The organism is Streptococcus mitis SK597, from assembly GCF_000148545.1.
GTDB classification, from domain to species: Bacteria; Bacillota; Bacilli; order Lactobacillales; family Streptococcaceae; genus Streptococcus; species Streptococcus mitis_C.
Genome location: NZ_AEDV01000025.1, coordinates 24,334 through 38,980, shown reverse-complemented (window position 1 = coordinate 38,980; position 14,647 = coordinate 24,334). Strand labels below are relative to the sequence as shown.

Below are 14,647 nucleotides of genomic sequence, written 5' to 3'. Positions count from 1 at the left end.
GGTTCCTTTAGACTCTACAGTAGCTTCTGGCAATTCTGGCTGTGTTAACGCTTGACCTTCTTTGCCTGCCTCTTGGGTTCCTTTAGCTACTTGGTGGCTTGGTTCAGTTTGTGGTACTGGAGTTGGGGCAGGTTGCACCTCTTTCTTAGTTCCGACTGCAATGACTTGCGACACAGGATTTTGAACCACTTGGTCTTCAATGACTTCTCTAACTTCTTGACCATTGACCATCGAAACTTTGGTTACAAGACGACGCTGACCATTTACTCCGGCTGTGACGATACGAGTCTGTCCTTCTGCTAGATTCGCATCTGGGCTTGTGACCGTTTCAAAAGGAATCTCAACCAAGCTCTCTTCCTGTCTAGCCTGAGGCTTCTCAGAAACTGGTTTTTCTTCAACAGCAGGAGCAACTGGAGTCTCTACTACAGGTTTCTCAACGACAGTTTCTGGAGCAACAGCAGGTCTTTCTTGAACGACTTCAGTTTTCTCATTTTCTTTTGAACTTTTCTTTTCTACTGGTAACTGAGGCTTCTCAGCTGAAGCTCGTTTTGATGGATGAAGTTCTGCTTCCTTGAAGTAGCCAATGTACTCATAACCATCAATATGGATAATCCCTTCGGCCAAGCCTTCATGGGTAGAGGCCGAAATAGTTTGGTTGTAAGAAAGCAATTCTTTATTTTCAAACGCAAATGTTCCATAAGGTACAAAAGTGCTGGCTCCTAAAGAACTAATCAAGAGAACACCTAAAACCTCTTTACGACCTTTTTTGGACACCAAAAAGACTGCTAGAGAAGCCGTTACCAAGCCAAGACCTGCCAAAGCAAGTTCCTTACTTCCTGTGTAGGGAAGTTGCTGACTGTTAGTCGCCTTCTTGCGATAAACTACATAGAGAATATCATCATCTTGAAATTCTGTTGGAACTTCATGATGAATCAGGACTTTTTCAGACTCAGTCAATTCCTGCTCCGCCAAATAACGGTAATGAACGCTATGAGTACCACCAACTTCATTGGCCTGAACCTTATCTACTGAAAGAGTACTGGCACCAAAAAGGAAGGCCCCGATGGCTACAGGACCTACCCCAACAGTTAGCTTACGAATGGAATATTTGGTAATTTTTTCTAGTTGTTGTTTTGTTTTTCTCATTTTCACGACTTTCTGATAGAATCTTGTGGATAATGCGCACGCGCACCTCCGATTAATTTTGGACGACTAGCCAACGCCGTTACGTGGGCATGACCAATCTCTCTTAAAAGAGGGCGAATCGGAACCTGAACATGCTTGACATGCATGCCAATTGCAGTGTCTCCGATATCCAATCCAGCATGAGCCTTGATAAATTCAACCTCAACTGGATCCTTCATAAACTTGAAGGCTGCCAACTGACCCGAACCTCCTGCATGAAGAGTAGGAAGGACACTAACGATTTCCAGACCAAACTGCTCTGCAACCTGACGTTCAACAACGAGAGCCCGATTGACATGTTCACAACCTTGAACAGCTAGATGAATTCCTTTTTCTTCTAGGATATCTAGGATGGTCTTCACAATGATTTCGCCAATTTCTTGGCTGGATTCCTTGCCAATCTGACCACCTATCACTTCACTAGAAGAAAGGCCCAAAACAAAGATAGATCCTTGCTTCAAATTGGCCTTTTCCAATACATCTTCTACAATCTGGCTTGTCTCTCTTTGAATGTCTTTTTCCTTCATACTTGATACCTCTTTTGTCACTATCTATCATATCGTTTTTTCTTGTTTTTAGCAAGATAGACAACCTGAAAATCTTACTCCAACCTGCATAAAACTCCCAGAATTGACTGGGAGTTAGTTAGGTTCTATTCTATTTATGTATATTTCAACTGTCGTACTCTTTAAAGGGGCAGAATCGATCTTCATCTGGTAATTGGCTCCAAAATGAAGTTTGAGCCGTTGGTCAACATTTTGAAGACCAACTCCACCACGTTTGAGTTGACTTTGACTACTATCGCCAGCAACTTGGAAGCCAACGCCATCATCCTCAATGCGGATGACCAAGCCCGAATCCTGTTTCTGGACAGAAACTCTAATATGTCCCTGACCTTCCTTCTCCTTGATGCCATGATAAAGAGCATTTTCTACCAAGGGTTGTAACACCAACTTGGGCAAGACTAGATGATCAAAGGCAGGATTTTCAGCAATCTCGTATTCCAGTTTATCTCCATAACGTTGTTTTTGGATAAAGAGATACTGACGGACATGATTGATTTCGTCGGACAAGGAAATCAAGTCCTTGCCTTGATTGAGCGCCAAGCGGAAATAGGTTGCCAAAGACTTGGTCACCTGAACCACGCGCTGACTATCCTGAAATTCAGCCATCCAGATGATGGTGTCCAAGGTATTATAGAGGAAATGGGGGTTAATCTGGCTCGACAGTGCTTGAAGTTGGTACTGACGGGTCGCTTCTTCCTGCCTGCGAATATCTGCCATAAGTTGATCAACTTGATCCAACATGTCATTGAACTGGCGAGTCACCTCTCTCAGTTCATAAGCACCCGCTTCCTTGGCACGAAGATTCTGATTACCAGAAGCAATTTCCAGCATGGTTTCTCTCAAATCCTTCAAAGGGGCAATCCAGCGTTTGAGACTGAACCACACCAAGCAGAGACAGGCAAGAAGAGAGGTGACACTGGCCCCAAGCAAGGTCCACATAAGTTGACTCCGAACCTGATCTAACTTCTCCAGCGAAGACACTCCTATAACCGTCCAATCTGTTCCTGCAATCTGTTCCTGACTGACGTAGGATTTGTGATCTGGAGTATAGCCCTGCCCTGTCTCAATATAGGGTTTCATGGCCTCCATTTCGCTAGACGAACTATAAACTGTGTGTTGAGGATGATAAACAAATTCATGGTTTTTATTGATAATGAAGGCAAAGCCCTGCTGACCCAACTGAAGCTGGTTAAGATAGGCTTCCAGAGTTTCATAGGAAATATCCAAACGAAGCACACCCAGATTAGCTCCCTTTACATCAACAAGTTCTTGAGTGACAGAAATGACCCACTGACTATCTGATTTACGAGCTGGTGTCAAAACAGGCATGGCTCCCTGATGAATAGCCTTTTGGTACCAATCCTCTGCCATCATATCAGAAGAAGTTTTCATCTGCACAGTGTCATCTGTAGAAATGAGCTGACCAGATTTGGTCACCAGTACAACAGCTTTCAAATCTTGGTCTGCCTTCAAGATAGTCAAAAATAGATCTCGGATTTCCTTGACCTTGTCTTGACTGGGATTCTCAGCATAGGCTAGGACATCTGTCTGCTGGGTCAAACTAGTCGAGGTGGTTTCTAATTTTTTGATATAAGACTGGATAAAGTGGCTAGTTTGGCTGATAGTCGTCTGGCTATTGCCCTCAATGCTAGCCTCAATGGCTGATGAACTAGATTGATAGTAGAAAGTCCCAACTAGAGCTAGGAGAATGAGAAAGACCAGAAAGATGGAAATAACCATTCTGACTAGGAGAGAAGAACGCTTCATCAACCTTCCCCCTTCTTAAACTGACGAGGTGTCACACCTGCAATCTGCTTAAAGCGTTGGGTAAAATAGTTCATATCTTCAAAACCAACCTTTTCTGCGATCTCATAAATCTTCAAATCTGTAGTTAAAAGCAAGAGCTTGGCTTGTTTGACACGTTCTCGCACCAGATAATCCTGAAAAGGCAGTCCTAACTCTTTCTTAATCAAGGAACTCAGATAGGTCGGACTAAAGCCCAAGTCACTGGCCAAAGACTTTAAACTAAACTGGCTATCAGCCAGATGGGACTGGATTTTCTGGGCTATATTTCCTTCAAACCTATTAGTCAATAAATCTTGTAACTGCTCTTCTTTCTCTTCCTTGTCCAACTTTTGCTTGATTTTCCCCAACATTTCCTCAATATCCTGACGAGAAAAGGGCTTAAGCAGGTAGTCATCCACACCGAGTTTGACAGCAGACAAGGCATAATCAAAATCATCGTAGCCAGTCAAAAAAACTAGATGAACCTGAGGATAGGTTTCTCGTACCAGACTGGCCAACTGGATGCCATTTAGCTGAGGCATATTGATATCGGTTAAAATAATGTCTGGCACCTGCTTTTGAATTAGCTCCCAAGCCTGCCTTCCATTTTCAGCCTGACCGATGATTTCCATATCGTAGGCTGCTACATTGACCAACTTGGTCAAGCCTTGTCTTACCAGATATTCATCTTCTACGATTAAGATTGTGTAGGTCATGCTTCTCTCCTTTGTCACTTACTAGTATCAGTATAGCAAAATTCTCCTCTAACTGCTTAGGAAAGACTTCTTATACTCAATGAAAATCAAAGAGCAAATTAGGAAGCTAGCCACAGGTTGCTCAAAGTACAGCTTTGAGGTTGTGGATAGAACTGACGAAGTCAGTAAATCTGCGTACGGTAAGGCGACGCTGACGTGGTTTAAAGAGATTTTCGAAGAGTATTAATCGACATAATCTAGTAAATAAGCATAGCCTTTTTCTTCCATTTGGTCTTTGGGAATAAAGCGGATAGAGAGACTATTAATACAGTAGCGCAAGCCACCCTTGTCCTGTGGTCCATCCGTAAAGACATGGCCAAGGTGAGAATCTCCAACTCGGCTCCGCACTTCCATGCGCGTCATATTGTAAGACTTATCTTCCTTGTAAGTGGCAACATCTGGGCTGATGGGCTGGGTAAAACTAGGCCAACCGCAACCAGACTCAAACTTATCCTTTGATGAAAAGAGGGGTTCGCCAGTTGCCACGTCTACATAGATGCCCGATTCAAATTTATCCCAGTAGCGGTTTGAGAAAGCCCGTTCTGTTTGATTTTTCTGGGTGACTGCATACTCCTCAGGTGACAAGGTCTTTTTCAATTCTTCATCACTTGGTTTGGGATATTTGCTGGCATCGATGACGGGATAGGCAGCCTGATTGACATTGATATGGCAGTAGCCATTTGGATTTTTCTTGAGGTAGTCTTGGTGGTAATCTTCAGCCACCACGAAATTCTGCAAGGCCTCCTTTTCAACTGCTAGAGGTTGATCGTATTTCTTAGCCACCTCATCAAAGACTTGGTTAATCACCTCTAAATCCTTGTCATCTGTGTAATAAACACCAGTACGGTACTGGGTTCCCACATCATTTCCTTGTTTATTTTTGCTGGTTGGATTGATAATGCGGAAATAATGAAGCAGAATTTCCTTGAGGGAAATTTGATTGGCGTCATAGGTGACATGGACAGTCTCCGCATGTCCTGTTTGGTTGATCAATTCGTACTTGGTTGTTTCCCCTCTACCATTTGCATAACCTGAAACGGCATCTGTCACTCCGGGAACGCGGGAGAAGTATTCCTCTACTCCCCAGAAACAACCTCCAGCTAGATAAATTTCGTGCAAGTCTGCATCTTTACTAACTTCTGTTTTTTTCACTGTTTTTCCTCCTTGGCTAACTGATGCTTTTTCAATTTGCGAGCTATCTGTCTGCCCTGCATTTCGCATCAATAGAAAATAGAAACCGCTTATGGCTAGGAAAAAGATTCCTGCCAAAACAAACAATTTTACTTTATCATTCATGGCCTTTCTCTACCCCATTTCTTTCAATGTTTTTAAAATCATATCCTTATCCATAAAACCAGGTTGCGTTTTGACCAGCTTTCCTTCCTTGTCTATAAAGGCTTGAGTTGGGTAAGAACGGACACCATAACTTTCCAAAAGTTTCCCTGATGAGTCAATTAGAACTGGGAAAGTTTTATAATCCAATCCCTTATACCAATTCTTAAAGTCTGCTTCTGCTTGTTCCCCCTTGTGTCCAGGAGACACTACTGTCAAGACCACATAATCATCACCAGCATCTTTAGCGATTTCATCCGTGTCAGGAAGACTAGCCAGACAAATAGAACACCAAGAAGCCCAGAATTTGAGATAGACTTTCTTGCCCTTGTAATCAGACAAGCGGTAGGTCTTGTCATCTACTCCCGTCAGTTCAAAATCAGCAACTTCTTTCCCTTTAGCTGCGCTTGTTTTACTAGCTGTCTGCTCCATCTTCATTTCATCTTTCATTTGGTGTTCACTAGTCATGGACTTGCCTGAACAAGCCGTCAAACAAAGGAGCGAACCTGCTCCAAGAACACATGTTTGCCATTTTTTCATTTCTTCTTCCTCTCTATTCAAATAATGTAGTCAAAATGGAAGCATTTCCTAAAAGCACCAAGATTCCCATCACGATAATGAGGAAACCACCTACTTTTTTGAGTATTCCAAGATAAGGATGGAGTTTCCGGAAATGTTTCAAGACATAGCTGGAGGCTAGAGCTAGAACCAAAAATGGTAGTGCCAAACCCAGCGTGTAAAGTAACATGAGACCAGCTCCCTGCCAAGCACCTGAACCACCTGAAGCCGCCAAGGCCAAAACAGAGCCAAGAACCGGACCCACACAAGGTGTCCAAGCAAAACTAAAGGACAATCCCAGTAAAAATGCCTGACTATAGCCCTTACCCTTTTTCCCTTGTCTCTGTAATTGTAGCCTTCTTTCCTTGTAAAGTCCCTGAAAATGTAAGACTTCTATCTGGTGCAAGCCCAAGAGAATGATAACCGCACCCGTCACATACTGAAACCAATAAGCATACAAAAGGTCTCCTAAAAAACCAGCACCATATCCCAGTAAGATAAAGATAAAAGAAATCCCCGCTATAAAGGCCAGAGTTCGCAATAAACTGACAAGTGAGATTGAAAATTTACCACTAGAAGCCTGAGCACCATCTTTGTCATCCAACAAGACCCCTGCATAGACCGGTAACAAGGGTAAAATACAAGGAGAAAAGAAGGAAAGAATTCCAGCAAGAAAAACACTGATAAAAAAGATAATCGTATCCATTGTCTTCCTCCATTCTTTGATTCGATAGGACTATTATAGCCCCACAACTCCAGAAAAAACAGGGACAATGATAGGGAAAAATAGGAATTTAATCAGATTATTTAGAAATCTTGCAAAAAAAGCCAGACAAAGTCTGACTTGGATGGAAACAGAAAAGAAAATTCACTAGTCTTCCCTACTTATCTGATAATAAATAAGGTCCGCAAGATAGCCTTTTCTCTCTACACCATTGGTAATAGTCTTTAGATAGGACATTCCAGCCTTCTCCATGACACGACCTGAAGCTGGATTGAGACTGGCATGACGTGCCTTGACTTCTTGAAAACCTGCTTGAGTAAAACAAAAGTCCAAGACAGCTTTCAATGCCTCTGTCATAATCCCATATCCCCAGTAAGCCTTGCCTAGCACATAGCCAATTTCACAACTTGAATCTTCCTCATCCATCTCAACGATACTGATATCCCCGATCACTTGCCCTGGCTTTTCTTTGAGACAAATGGCCCATTTGTAATAGTTGGGATTGGTATAGGAGGCAACCCAATTTCGAATCGAGTTTCGAGTGATTTCGACATTAGAATGGGGATCCCAGGTAACATAGGTCAGATTCTCAGCGGATGAAGCCCAATTCTGAAACATGGCTTCTGCATCACTTTCCACAAATCTTCGCAAGATTAAACGATCTGTCTGTAATATTTGCGTACCGATTGCTTTCATGACGCTACCTCGCTTTCTGATAGATGATTCTCTGCCCAACCTCAATTTAAATTTACTTTGCTTTTGAATTTCAATGTAATAAGCTAAAAAGGTCCACCGGACCTTCCTCGCTTTCTTATTTCTAAACTCGGGGTAAAAAGTTCTCTCACTTTCTTATTTCAAGGTAAGAGGCTGAAAACCTCCACTGGAGGTTATTCTTGCTTCCCAATTTCTAGGCAAGAAGCTAAAAAGGTCCCCCGGACCTTTTTACTCCCAAAAGTCATCAAATACGGTGATGGGTAGGTGGCGTTTGTGTTGGCCTTTGTGCCACCAGTTTTCAATGGTCGCTTGAGCTTCTAGGCTGATTGTTTTGCCTTCTAGGTAGTCGTCAATCTCTTCATAAGTGACTCCGAGGGCTACTTCGTCAGCTAGACCTGGTTTATCTTCTTCTAGGTCTGCTGTTGGGATTTTTTCATAAAGGGCTGGGTCTGCACCAAGTTCCTGCAAGAGTTGTTTTCCTTGGCGTTTATTGAGGCGGTAAAGAGGGAGAATATCTGCACCACCGTCACCAAACTTGGTAAAGAAACCTGTGATATTTTCCGCAGCATGGTCTGTCCCAATGACGGCTCCGCTATGGGCACCCGCAAGGGCATACTGAGCAATCATACGACTACGAGCCTTGATATTCCCCTTGTTGAAGTCCGAAACAGGACTACCTGTCGCTTCAACTGCTGCCGTCATGGCGTCAGCTGATTCCTTGATATTCACAACCAAGCTGACATCTGGTTGGATGAATGCTAGAGCTTTTTGAGCATCTGCTTCATCAGCTTGCACTCCGTAAGGCAGGCGGACAGCGATAAATTTGTAGCTATCATCCCCTGTCTCTGCTCGCAGTTCTTCCATAGTTAATTGAGCCAATCGTCCTGCTAAAGTTGAGTCTTGTCCCCCAGAAATCCCAAGTACAAAGGTTTTTAGAAAGGGATGTTTTTTCAGGTATCTTTTTAAGAAATCAATAGAACGACGGATTTCTTCCTGGGCATCAATCACTGGTTTCACACCCAACTCTTGGATAATCGTTTCTTGCAAACTCATTCTTCTTCTCCTTCACCAAGGGCTTCCTTACGCATCTTGTCAATCAAGTCCATCTTGTCTTGCCATACATCACGCGCCAAATCCACTGGATAGTGCTGAGGATTGAGCACGCGCTTGTACTCATCCCAAAGCTTGTCAAATTCCTTACGAGCATAGTCCTGAATCTCAGTCAAACTAGGCAAGCTGTAAATCAATTTTCCGTCTTTGAAGATATCCACTAAGAGAGGAACAGCGTCAAAATTACGAACTGTCTTCTTGATATAAGTATAGGTCGGATGGAACATCTTGATTTCTGTCATGTCACTCACATCAACACCATCATAAGTGATGTAGTCACCCTCTGACTTGCCTTTTTCACGACTGGTAATACGCCACACCTGCTTCTTACCTGGCGTAGACACTTTTTCAGCATTATTTGACAGCTTAATAGTATTGCGCATCTGGCCATTTTCATCTTCGATTGCAACAATCTTGTAAACTGCCCCAAGAGCTGGCTGGTCATAAGCTGTAATCAGCTTGGTACCCACGCCCCAGACATCAATCTTGGCCTTTTGCATCTTGAGGTTGAGGATGGTATTTTCGTCCAAATCATTTGAAGCATAAATCTTAGCCTCTGTAAATCCAGCCTCGTCCAGTTGCTGACGGACTTTCTTAGAAATGTAGGCAATATCCCCTGAGTCAATCCGTACACCCATAAAGTTAATCTGGTCGCCCAGCTCACGCGCCACCTGAATGGCAGCTGGTACACCGATGCGAAGGGTGTCATAAGTGTCCACAAGAAAGACGCAATTTTTGTGGGTCGCAGCGTAAGCCTTGAAGGCCTCATAGTCGTTACCATAAACCTGTACTAAGGCATGAGCATGAGTACCCAAGACAGGAATGTCAAAGAGCTTACCAGCACGCACGTTGCTGGTTCCATTGGCACCACCAATCACCGCTGCGCGTGTTCCCCAGATAGCCGCATCCATTTCTTGAGCCCGACGTGTCCCAAACTCCATCAAGGGTTCATCTTCGATAACCGAACGAATACGAGCTGCCTTAGTAGCCACCAAAGTCTGGTAGTTAACGATGTTCAAAAGGGCTGTTTCGACCAACTGACATTGGGCTAGAGGGCCTTCCACCTGCACAATCGGCTCATTAGCAAAAACCAGGTCCCCTTCTTGGGCAGAACGAACGGTCAACTCCAACTTGAAATTGCGGAGGTAGTCCAAGAATGCCCCATGATAGCCCAGCGACTCCAAATAGGCAATATCACTATCTGAAAAACGCAAATCTTCAAGATAATTCACAATTCTTTCCAAACCAGCAAAAACCGCATAGCCGTTCTTAAAAGGCTGTTGGCGGAAATATACCTCAAAAACCGCCTTCTTATTGTGAATCCCTTGGTCAAAGTAAACCTGCATCATATTAATCTGGTACAAGTCCGTGTGCAATGTCAAACTATCATCTGGATACATACTTTTTCTACTTCCTTAGCTAGAAACACATGAAAATTTTCAAGAACTTTCATGTATTCCAATAAATTAGTACTATTATATCACATTTTGGCTGTATTGAGAAAAGAGTAACAAGCTATTCACCACTCTCCAGTTCATCCATGTCTTGTTCAAACTTTTTCTGAGCCCATTCACCATAACTTTTAAGGCCGAGATTACCGATAAAAACCCAAGGAAGGTAAATCAGATAAGTAATGACCCAAGCAGATAAGTATTTAACGTTCAAAGGATTGTGCTGATAAATTTCTATGTTAAATTGATAATTCTGCAACATCAAAAGAGTCGTAATAGCGAGAGTTACCAGCAAACACCCTAAAATTGTAAAATGAAAACGACTATAGTAGGTCACTCCCAGATAACGGGCACGATTGAAAAAGAAGAAAATTCCTACTATCAGAGTATACACTAGAAAATTCGGATTAAAAAGAGATGGAGCCAACACTGCCACCAAATAGCTTAGAAGTACAAGCCCAATAAAGAGTGAAAAAGACTCTACCCCAGCTTTATTGATTAGTTGTTCTTCTCTTTCGTCAAGTAATTGATAATGAATGAATTTATTTACCATCTTCTTCCTCCCAAAATAGTTGGTCTAGGGTTTTCCCTAAACATCTGCAAATGGACTGGCAAAGCGAGAGACTGGGATTATATTTTCCCGCCTCTATCAAACCAATAGTCTGGCGCGTTACCCCGACAGCCTCTGCCAGTTGACCTTGTGTTAAATCAAGCTCTACACGAGCTAATTTTAATTTTAAATTTTTAGCCACCTGCGTCCTCCTTATAGTTTTAAAAAGTTGCGCCTCTTTTTAACATCATTATATCATATATCTAACTTAATGCAATATATAAATGTCATTTTGTAAAATTTTATTAACAAAAAACCTCTACCACAAAATAATAGAGAGTTTTCTGATTATTAATTTTTTTCAAAATATCTAAAACATCGCTTCTTTTCTTGACGTGCTAGGCTTTCAGATCTAATGTCTCAGCTGCCATTGTATTGTCCTCAATATCGTCTAGAAAGACACAATTTGTAGGATTTAACTGGTATTTATCGAGAATCCCCTTCATACTTATGTCAAGAACCCCTCTTTGCCTTATACTTTCATATTCACCTTACAAATCCTTTTGGTAATAAAATCTTTGTCCTGTGTAAGGATAGTCTTGCAAAGCAAAGACTTCCTTGTAGCCATGCTTCTGATAAAAGTCTGGTGCCTGGAACTGGTAAGTATTGACAAAAGCAAAACGACAGTTTCGATTCTTAGCTTCAGTTTCTGCTTGCTGCAGTAGTTTTGAACCGATTCCTTGCCCTCGCAGTTCCTCTTTTACAAACAAATACTCTATTTCCAACCAATTTCCAAAAGTCTCAGCCACCAAGCCTGCCAGAAGATTGCCTTTTTCATCTTCAACATAAATATTCAATGGCTCACTTTCAGCCTCTTCTCTTTTTGAACGGTTATAAGCACGAATCAAATTCCCAATTTCTTGTGCTTTCTGGGATTCCTCATTTTCCAATCTAAAGTACATCTAAACCTCCTCAAATACTGTTACAGCTTGATTATAGTCTTATTTCAATAGACTATCAAACTAGCAAAAACTCACCAACCTGAGTTGATGAGTTTCAAATTTAATACTATCACTGCTTATATTCTTTTAATTTATAATTCGATAAATAGGACTTCAACCCTTCTAAATCTGTAGTAGTATTAAACTGCAATTTCTCTAGCTTATCCATATCTACACTTCCATCTTTTTTGACTCCTGATGCATAACCATAATCTTTAAAATGAGTTTCTTTAGACCCATCCGACTTGGTCTCAGTAACTTTATAGATGATGCTTAGACCAATAATATTTTCATAAGCACTGTCACTTGATGAAAATATTCCTAAGTATGTTCCTTACGGTTCTAGGGTATAAGAAGATGAGGAGCTATTTTTGTTTTCAGACTTACTGTAGTCATCAATTTTCTTAAGAATCTCCTTTAATCCCTTATCATTTAATCCATTTACCAGATCCATCTACACGGTAACCATCTGGTGTACGTTCGCTAACAGCCATTTTACCATCTGATTTAAGGTAATAATCTCCTACCCATTTGTTACGAGCGTAGCTTCCTTCTGATGTCAAATAATAATATGATTTGTAGTTATTGTCATAAATCCACTCACTATTAGCCATCTTACCATTTGATTTGAGGTAATAACTTCCTGACCAAGCATTACGCGCATAGCTTCCTTCTGATGTCAAGTAATAGTAAGAACCGTAGTTGCCATCATAAATCCATTCACTCTTAGCCATGTAGCCACCAGACTTGAGATAGTAATTCCCTACCCAAGCATTTTCAACATACTCACCAGCAGCATTCAAATAGAAATAAGACTTATACTGTGAATCATAGATCCATTTGCTGATAACTTTTTGACCATGTTGGTAGTAAGAACGACCTACCCAACCATTCTTTCCACTTGGTTGTTCTGGAATTTTTGGTTCAGGTGTTGATGTTGGCTTTAAGTTAACTTTTTCGTATTTAACAAATTCTCCATCTTTAATTGTCAATTTAATAGCTCCAACTAAAGTGAAGTAACCTGATTCGTGTGTAAGCGTCAAATCCTTAAATGAAACTAGATAGGTTCCATCTGGGTAAGGGTTCCCATTTAGAAAAGATAAATTCAACTTTGCTCTACCAACATTTTTCCTAGCTTCCCCATTTGTAACTGGATTAATAACAATGAAAGTATTTGGATTTACCACCCGTCCTGTATTTGCTTCTAAAATTTCAACAGCCTTATACTGGCCAGTTGCAACAGTTACATCAGGACGTTCTCCAACAATTTCCAAGTACAAGTTTCCATCTAGACCCATCTGGGCAGTTACATCCGCATAAATCTTACGGTATTCTGCAGCTTCTACACTGCTTGTAGGGAGTACACTTGTTGTGATAACTCCTGCTGTTACGAGGCTCAACCCCATTACTGATCCTGTCAATACATGTTTTAGTTTCATCTTCTATTTCTCCTTTTTATTCACTAACCTTATAATAAAATTCGTTTGGATTGGACACTGTATCCACACTTTGGGTAATTAACAAACGATCCTTGCTACTGTCAGACGCATCTTTGAAAGTGGTATCACCTACATTTATATCTGGATGCACAACACCTTTTGGAATGAGTATAACCGAAGCACCACCTATACCACTGCTTGAGGTCATGCCAAATCGAACCATATTATTTACAATCTTAGGTACCGTGTCAGTCAAGACTGCACCATTTGTAAAACCATTTTCATCAAAAGTAACTTCGCCACCCTTGTTATTCTTCCAAGTCCCTTTGATACTACTAAAGTCTTTCTGGTAAATCTCAGCTAGATGAGCACCAGTCCCCTTGGCCTGCTCCTCTAGGTCAATAAATGGACCTTCTACCATAAAATCATCCACAGTCAACCAGTTCAAGCCTTCTAAATCCACCTCTTTAATCCCGTCTAGCCCTTGTAAACTTGAAGGATCCTTGGTTTCTCTCAAATCATAGTTAACAGAACTAGCCTCCTGATAACGACCATCTGCAAAGAGATAAGTTTTAGCAATCGCCTCTGGCCTAGAAGCGTTGAAAATCAAGTAAGAGATGGCACCATTTTCATAAGGAATCAAAATTCGACGGGAACCACCTGTCCCAGCAACTCCACCTGCCTTGACCAGATGGGCTCCCTGATCTATCAGATAATAAATCCCAAGTAAAATTTTATCTTGCTTAATTAGCAATTCTTTCTTCCCATCCTTATTGATGTCGTAGAAAGTATAGCTGATGTCTATCCCTTTGTAATCAAACAAAATGGAATCAATATAAGACTCTTCCTTATCACCTGTCGAGTACTGTGGCATTTGTTGATTTTGCGCTGCCTTAACTCGCTCTCTATAGGAGTCTAATATATTCTGATATACAATCTGGTAATCAATCTTTGATTGTTCAGCTTTTTTATCTTTTGAAGCACTGGTTTGAACTGTAGCGTCAGTCGACTCTCCCTCACTTGTCTGGCTAGCTTGTTGTCCACAGGCTGCTAATAAAAGCACTGAGCTAGCCACTAACAAGCCACTAAAGATGCTTTTCTTGGACATAATACCTCCGTTATTTCTTTTTAAAAGATTTGCCAGCCAGTATACCAGTCGAATCTGAAGTAATGGTCAACTCTCCGCCTTTAATCTCATAACCTAGTTTCATTGAAGATAATTCAAAAGTCTTTTCTTTCTGGTTGACCTTCATCTCATATGTATGCTCCGTTTGCTGGCCCTCTGTTAGGAAACCAATCGTTTTTCCTTTTGTATGAACTTGTCCCTTATCACCCTTGATTTGGATAGTCACGGTTACTTCTTCCATAAATGGCATGCTACCTTGATAGACATAAGTCCCATCTGCTGATGAACAGGCTACTAAAAGCAATAGGCTAGTTACTAACGATAATACAAATGCAACTTTCTTTTTCAATT

General features: G+C 41.4%; 16 protein-coding genes. All 16 read right to left on the bottom strand.

Translation table 11 applies throughout. The features are described from left to right. On the bottom strand, nucleotides 1-1,146 hold a 1,146-nt coding region (locus SMSK597_RS0102205; protein WP_001232697.1), incomplete at its 3' end, for a G5 domain-containing protein. A gap of 2 nt (nucleotides 1,147-1,148) precedes the next feature. Continuing rightward, a complete protein-coding gene (locus tag SMSK597_RS05835) occupies nucleotides 1,149-1,712 on the bottom strand; it encodes a TIGR01440 family protein (protein WP_000659511.1) in 564 nt (187 codons plus the stop codon). A gap of 114 nt (nucleotides 1,713-1,826) precedes the next feature. Further along, nucleotides 1,827-3,518, bottom strand: coding sequence for a cache domain-containing sensor histidine kinase (locus SMSK597_RS05830; RefSeq protein WP_000831065.1), 1,692 nt, complete (start codon nucleotides 3,516-3,518; stop codon nucleotides 1,827-1,829). After that, entirely contained in the window at nucleotides 3,518-4,252 is a 735-nt protein-coding gene (locus tag SMSK597_RS05825; RefSeq protein ID WP_000222628.1) for a response regulator transcription factor, read from the bottom strand. The genes SMSK597_RS05830 and SMSK597_RS05825 overlap by 1 nt, the downstream gene beginning before the upstream one ends. A 222-nt stretch (nucleotides 4,253-4,474) precedes the next feature. Beyond that, nucleotides 4,475-5,587, bottom strand: coding sequence for a peptide-methionine (R)-S-oxide reductase MsrB (gene msrB, locus SMSK597_RS05820; RefSeq protein WP_000998568.1), 1,113 nt, complete (start codon nucleotides 5,585-5,587; stop codon nucleotides 4,475-4,477). A gap of 9 nt (nucleotides 5,588-5,596) precedes the next feature. Further along, nucleotides 5,597-6,163 (bottom strand): redoxin family protein, encoded by a 567-nt coding sequence (locus tag SMSK597_RS05815; protein WP_000759272.1) that lies wholly within the window; start codon nucleotides 6,161-6,163, stop codon nucleotides 5,597-5,599. A gap of 13 nt (nucleotides 6,164-6,176) precedes the next feature. After that, nucleotides 6,177-6,887 carry a thiol-disulfide oxidoreductase-associated membrane protein CcdA2 gene (gene ccdA2, locus SMSK597_RS05810; RefSeq protein WP_000379689.1) on the bottom strand — a complete coding sequence of 237 codons (711 nt, stop codon included), beginning with the start codon at nucleotides 6,885-6,887 and terminating at the stop codon, nucleotides 6,177-6,179. A 165-nt stretch (nucleotides 6,888-7,052) separates the two neighbouring features. Beyond that, nucleotides 7,053-7,601: a GNAT family N-acetyltransferase gene (locus SMSK597_RS05805; RefSeq protein WP_000643810.1), complete on the bottom strand. Its 549-nt coding sequence runs from the start codon at nucleotides 7,599-7,601 to the stop codon at nucleotides 7,053-7,055. Between the two features lie 246 nt (nucleotides 7,602-7,847). Further along, the gene (gene nadE, locus SMSK597_RS05800) at nucleotides 7,848-8,672 is read right to left on the bottom strand and encodes an ammonia-dependent NAD(+) synthetase (RefSeq protein ID WP_000058043.1); all 825 of its coding nucleotides are present in this window, start codon (nucleotides 8,670-8,672) and stop codon (nucleotides 7,848-7,850) included. Next, nucleotides 8,669-10,129 carry a nicotinate phosphoribosyltransferase gene (locus SMSK597_RS05795; RefSeq protein WP_000283116.1) on the bottom strand — a complete coding sequence of 487 codons (1,461 nt, stop codon included), beginning with the start codon at nucleotides 10,127-10,129 and terminating at the stop codon, nucleotides 8,669-8,671. The genes nadE and SMSK597_RS05795 overlap by 4 nt, the downstream gene beginning before the upstream one ends. A gap of 115 nt (nucleotides 10,130-10,244) precedes the next feature. Then, entirely contained in the window at nucleotides 10,245-10,733 is a 489-nt protein-coding gene (locus SMSK597_RS05790) for a DUF6773 family protein (RefSeq protein ID WP_000247413.1), read from the bottom strand. Further along, entirely contained in the window at nucleotides 10,723-10,932 is a 210-nt protein-coding gene (locus SMSK597_RS05785) for a helix-turn-helix transcriptional regulator (RefSeq protein ID WP_001107500.1), read from the bottom strand. Before SMSK597_RS05785 ends, SMSK597_RS05790 begins: the two co-directional genes overlap by 11 nt. A gap of 349 nt (nucleotides 10,933-11,281) precedes the next feature. Further along, the gene (locus SMSK597_RS05775) at nucleotides 11,282-11,692 is read right to left on the bottom strand and encodes a GNAT family N-acetyltransferase (RefSeq protein ID WP_000273891.1); all 411 of its coding nucleotides are present in this window, start codon (nucleotides 11,690-11,692) and stop codon (nucleotides 11,282-11,284) included. 467 nt (nucleotides 11,693-12,159) lie between these two features. Next, nucleotides 12,160-13,170, bottom strand: a complete 1,011-nt coding sequence (locus SMSK597_RS05770; RefSeq protein WP_000768287.1) for a PspC-like choline-binding domain-containing protein — start codon at nucleotides 13,168-13,170, stop codon at nucleotides 12,160-12,162. 16 nt (nucleotides 13,171-13,186) lie between these two features. Further along, entirely contained in the window at nucleotides 13,187-14,278 is a 1,092-nt protein-coding gene (locus SMSK597_RS05765; protein ID WP_000039387.1) for a DUF6287 domain-containing protein, read from the bottom strand. A gap of 10 nt (nucleotides 14,279-14,288) precedes the next feature. Continuing rightward, a complete protein-coding gene (locus SMSK597_RS05760; RefSeq protein WP_000730921.1) occupies nucleotides 14,289-14,645 on the bottom strand; it encodes a hypothetical protein in 357 nt (118 codons plus the stop codon). Between the last annotated feature and the right edge of the window lie 2 nt (nucleotides 14,646-14,647).

Coding starts and splice junctions, on each gene's coding strand:
- SMSK597_RS05805 (WP_000643810.1), bottom strand. CDS start 7,601: ATGAAAGCAATCGGTACGCAAATATTACAGACAGATCGTTTAATCTTG.
- ccdA2 (WP_000379689.1), bottom strand. CDS start 6,887: ATGGATACGATTATCTTTTTTATCAGTGTTTTTCTTGCTGGAATTCTT.
- SMSK597_RS05775 (WP_000273891.1), bottom strand. CDS start 11,692: ATGTACTTTAGATTGGAAAATGAGGAATCCCAGAAAGCACAAGAAATT.
- SMSK597_RS05795 (WP_000283116.1), bottom strand. CDS start 10,129: ATGTATCCAGATGATAGTTTGACATTGCACACGGACTTGTACCAGATT.
- SMSK597_RS05765 (WP_000039387.1), bottom strand. CDS start 14,278: ATGTCCAAGAAAAGCATCTTTAGTGGCTTGTTAGTGGCTAGCTCAGTG.
- SMSK597_RS05825 (WP_000222628.1), bottom strand. CDS start 4,252: ATGACCTACACAATCTTAATCGTAGAAGATGAATATCTGGTAAGACAA.
- SMSK597_RS05835 (WP_000659511.1), bottom strand. CDS start 1,712: ATGAAGGAAAAAGACATTCAAAGAGAGACAAGCCAGATTGTAGAAGAT.
- nadE (WP_000058043.1), bottom strand. CDS start 8,672: ATGAGTTTGCAAGAAACGATTATCCAAGAGTTGGGTGTGAAACCAGTG.
- SMSK597_RS05830 (WP_000831065.1), bottom strand. CDS start 3,518: ATGAAGCGTTCTTCTCTCCTAGTCAGAATGGTTATTTCCATCTTTCTG.
- msrB (WP_000998568.1), bottom strand. CDS start 5,587: ATGAATGATAAAGTAAAATTGTTTGTTTTGGCAGGAATCTTTTTCCTA.
- SMSK597_RS05815 (WP_000759272.1), bottom strand. CDS start 6,163: ATGAAAAAATGGCAAACATGTGTTCTTGGAGCAGGTTCGCTCCTTTGT.
- SMSK597_RS05770 (WP_000768287.1), bottom strand. CDS start 13,170: ATGAAACTAAAACATGTATTGACAGGATCAGTAATGGGGTTGAGCCTC.
- SMSK597_RS05790 (WP_000247413.1), bottom strand. CDS start 10,733: ATGGTAAATAAATTCATTCATTATCAATTACTTGACGAAAGAGAAGAA.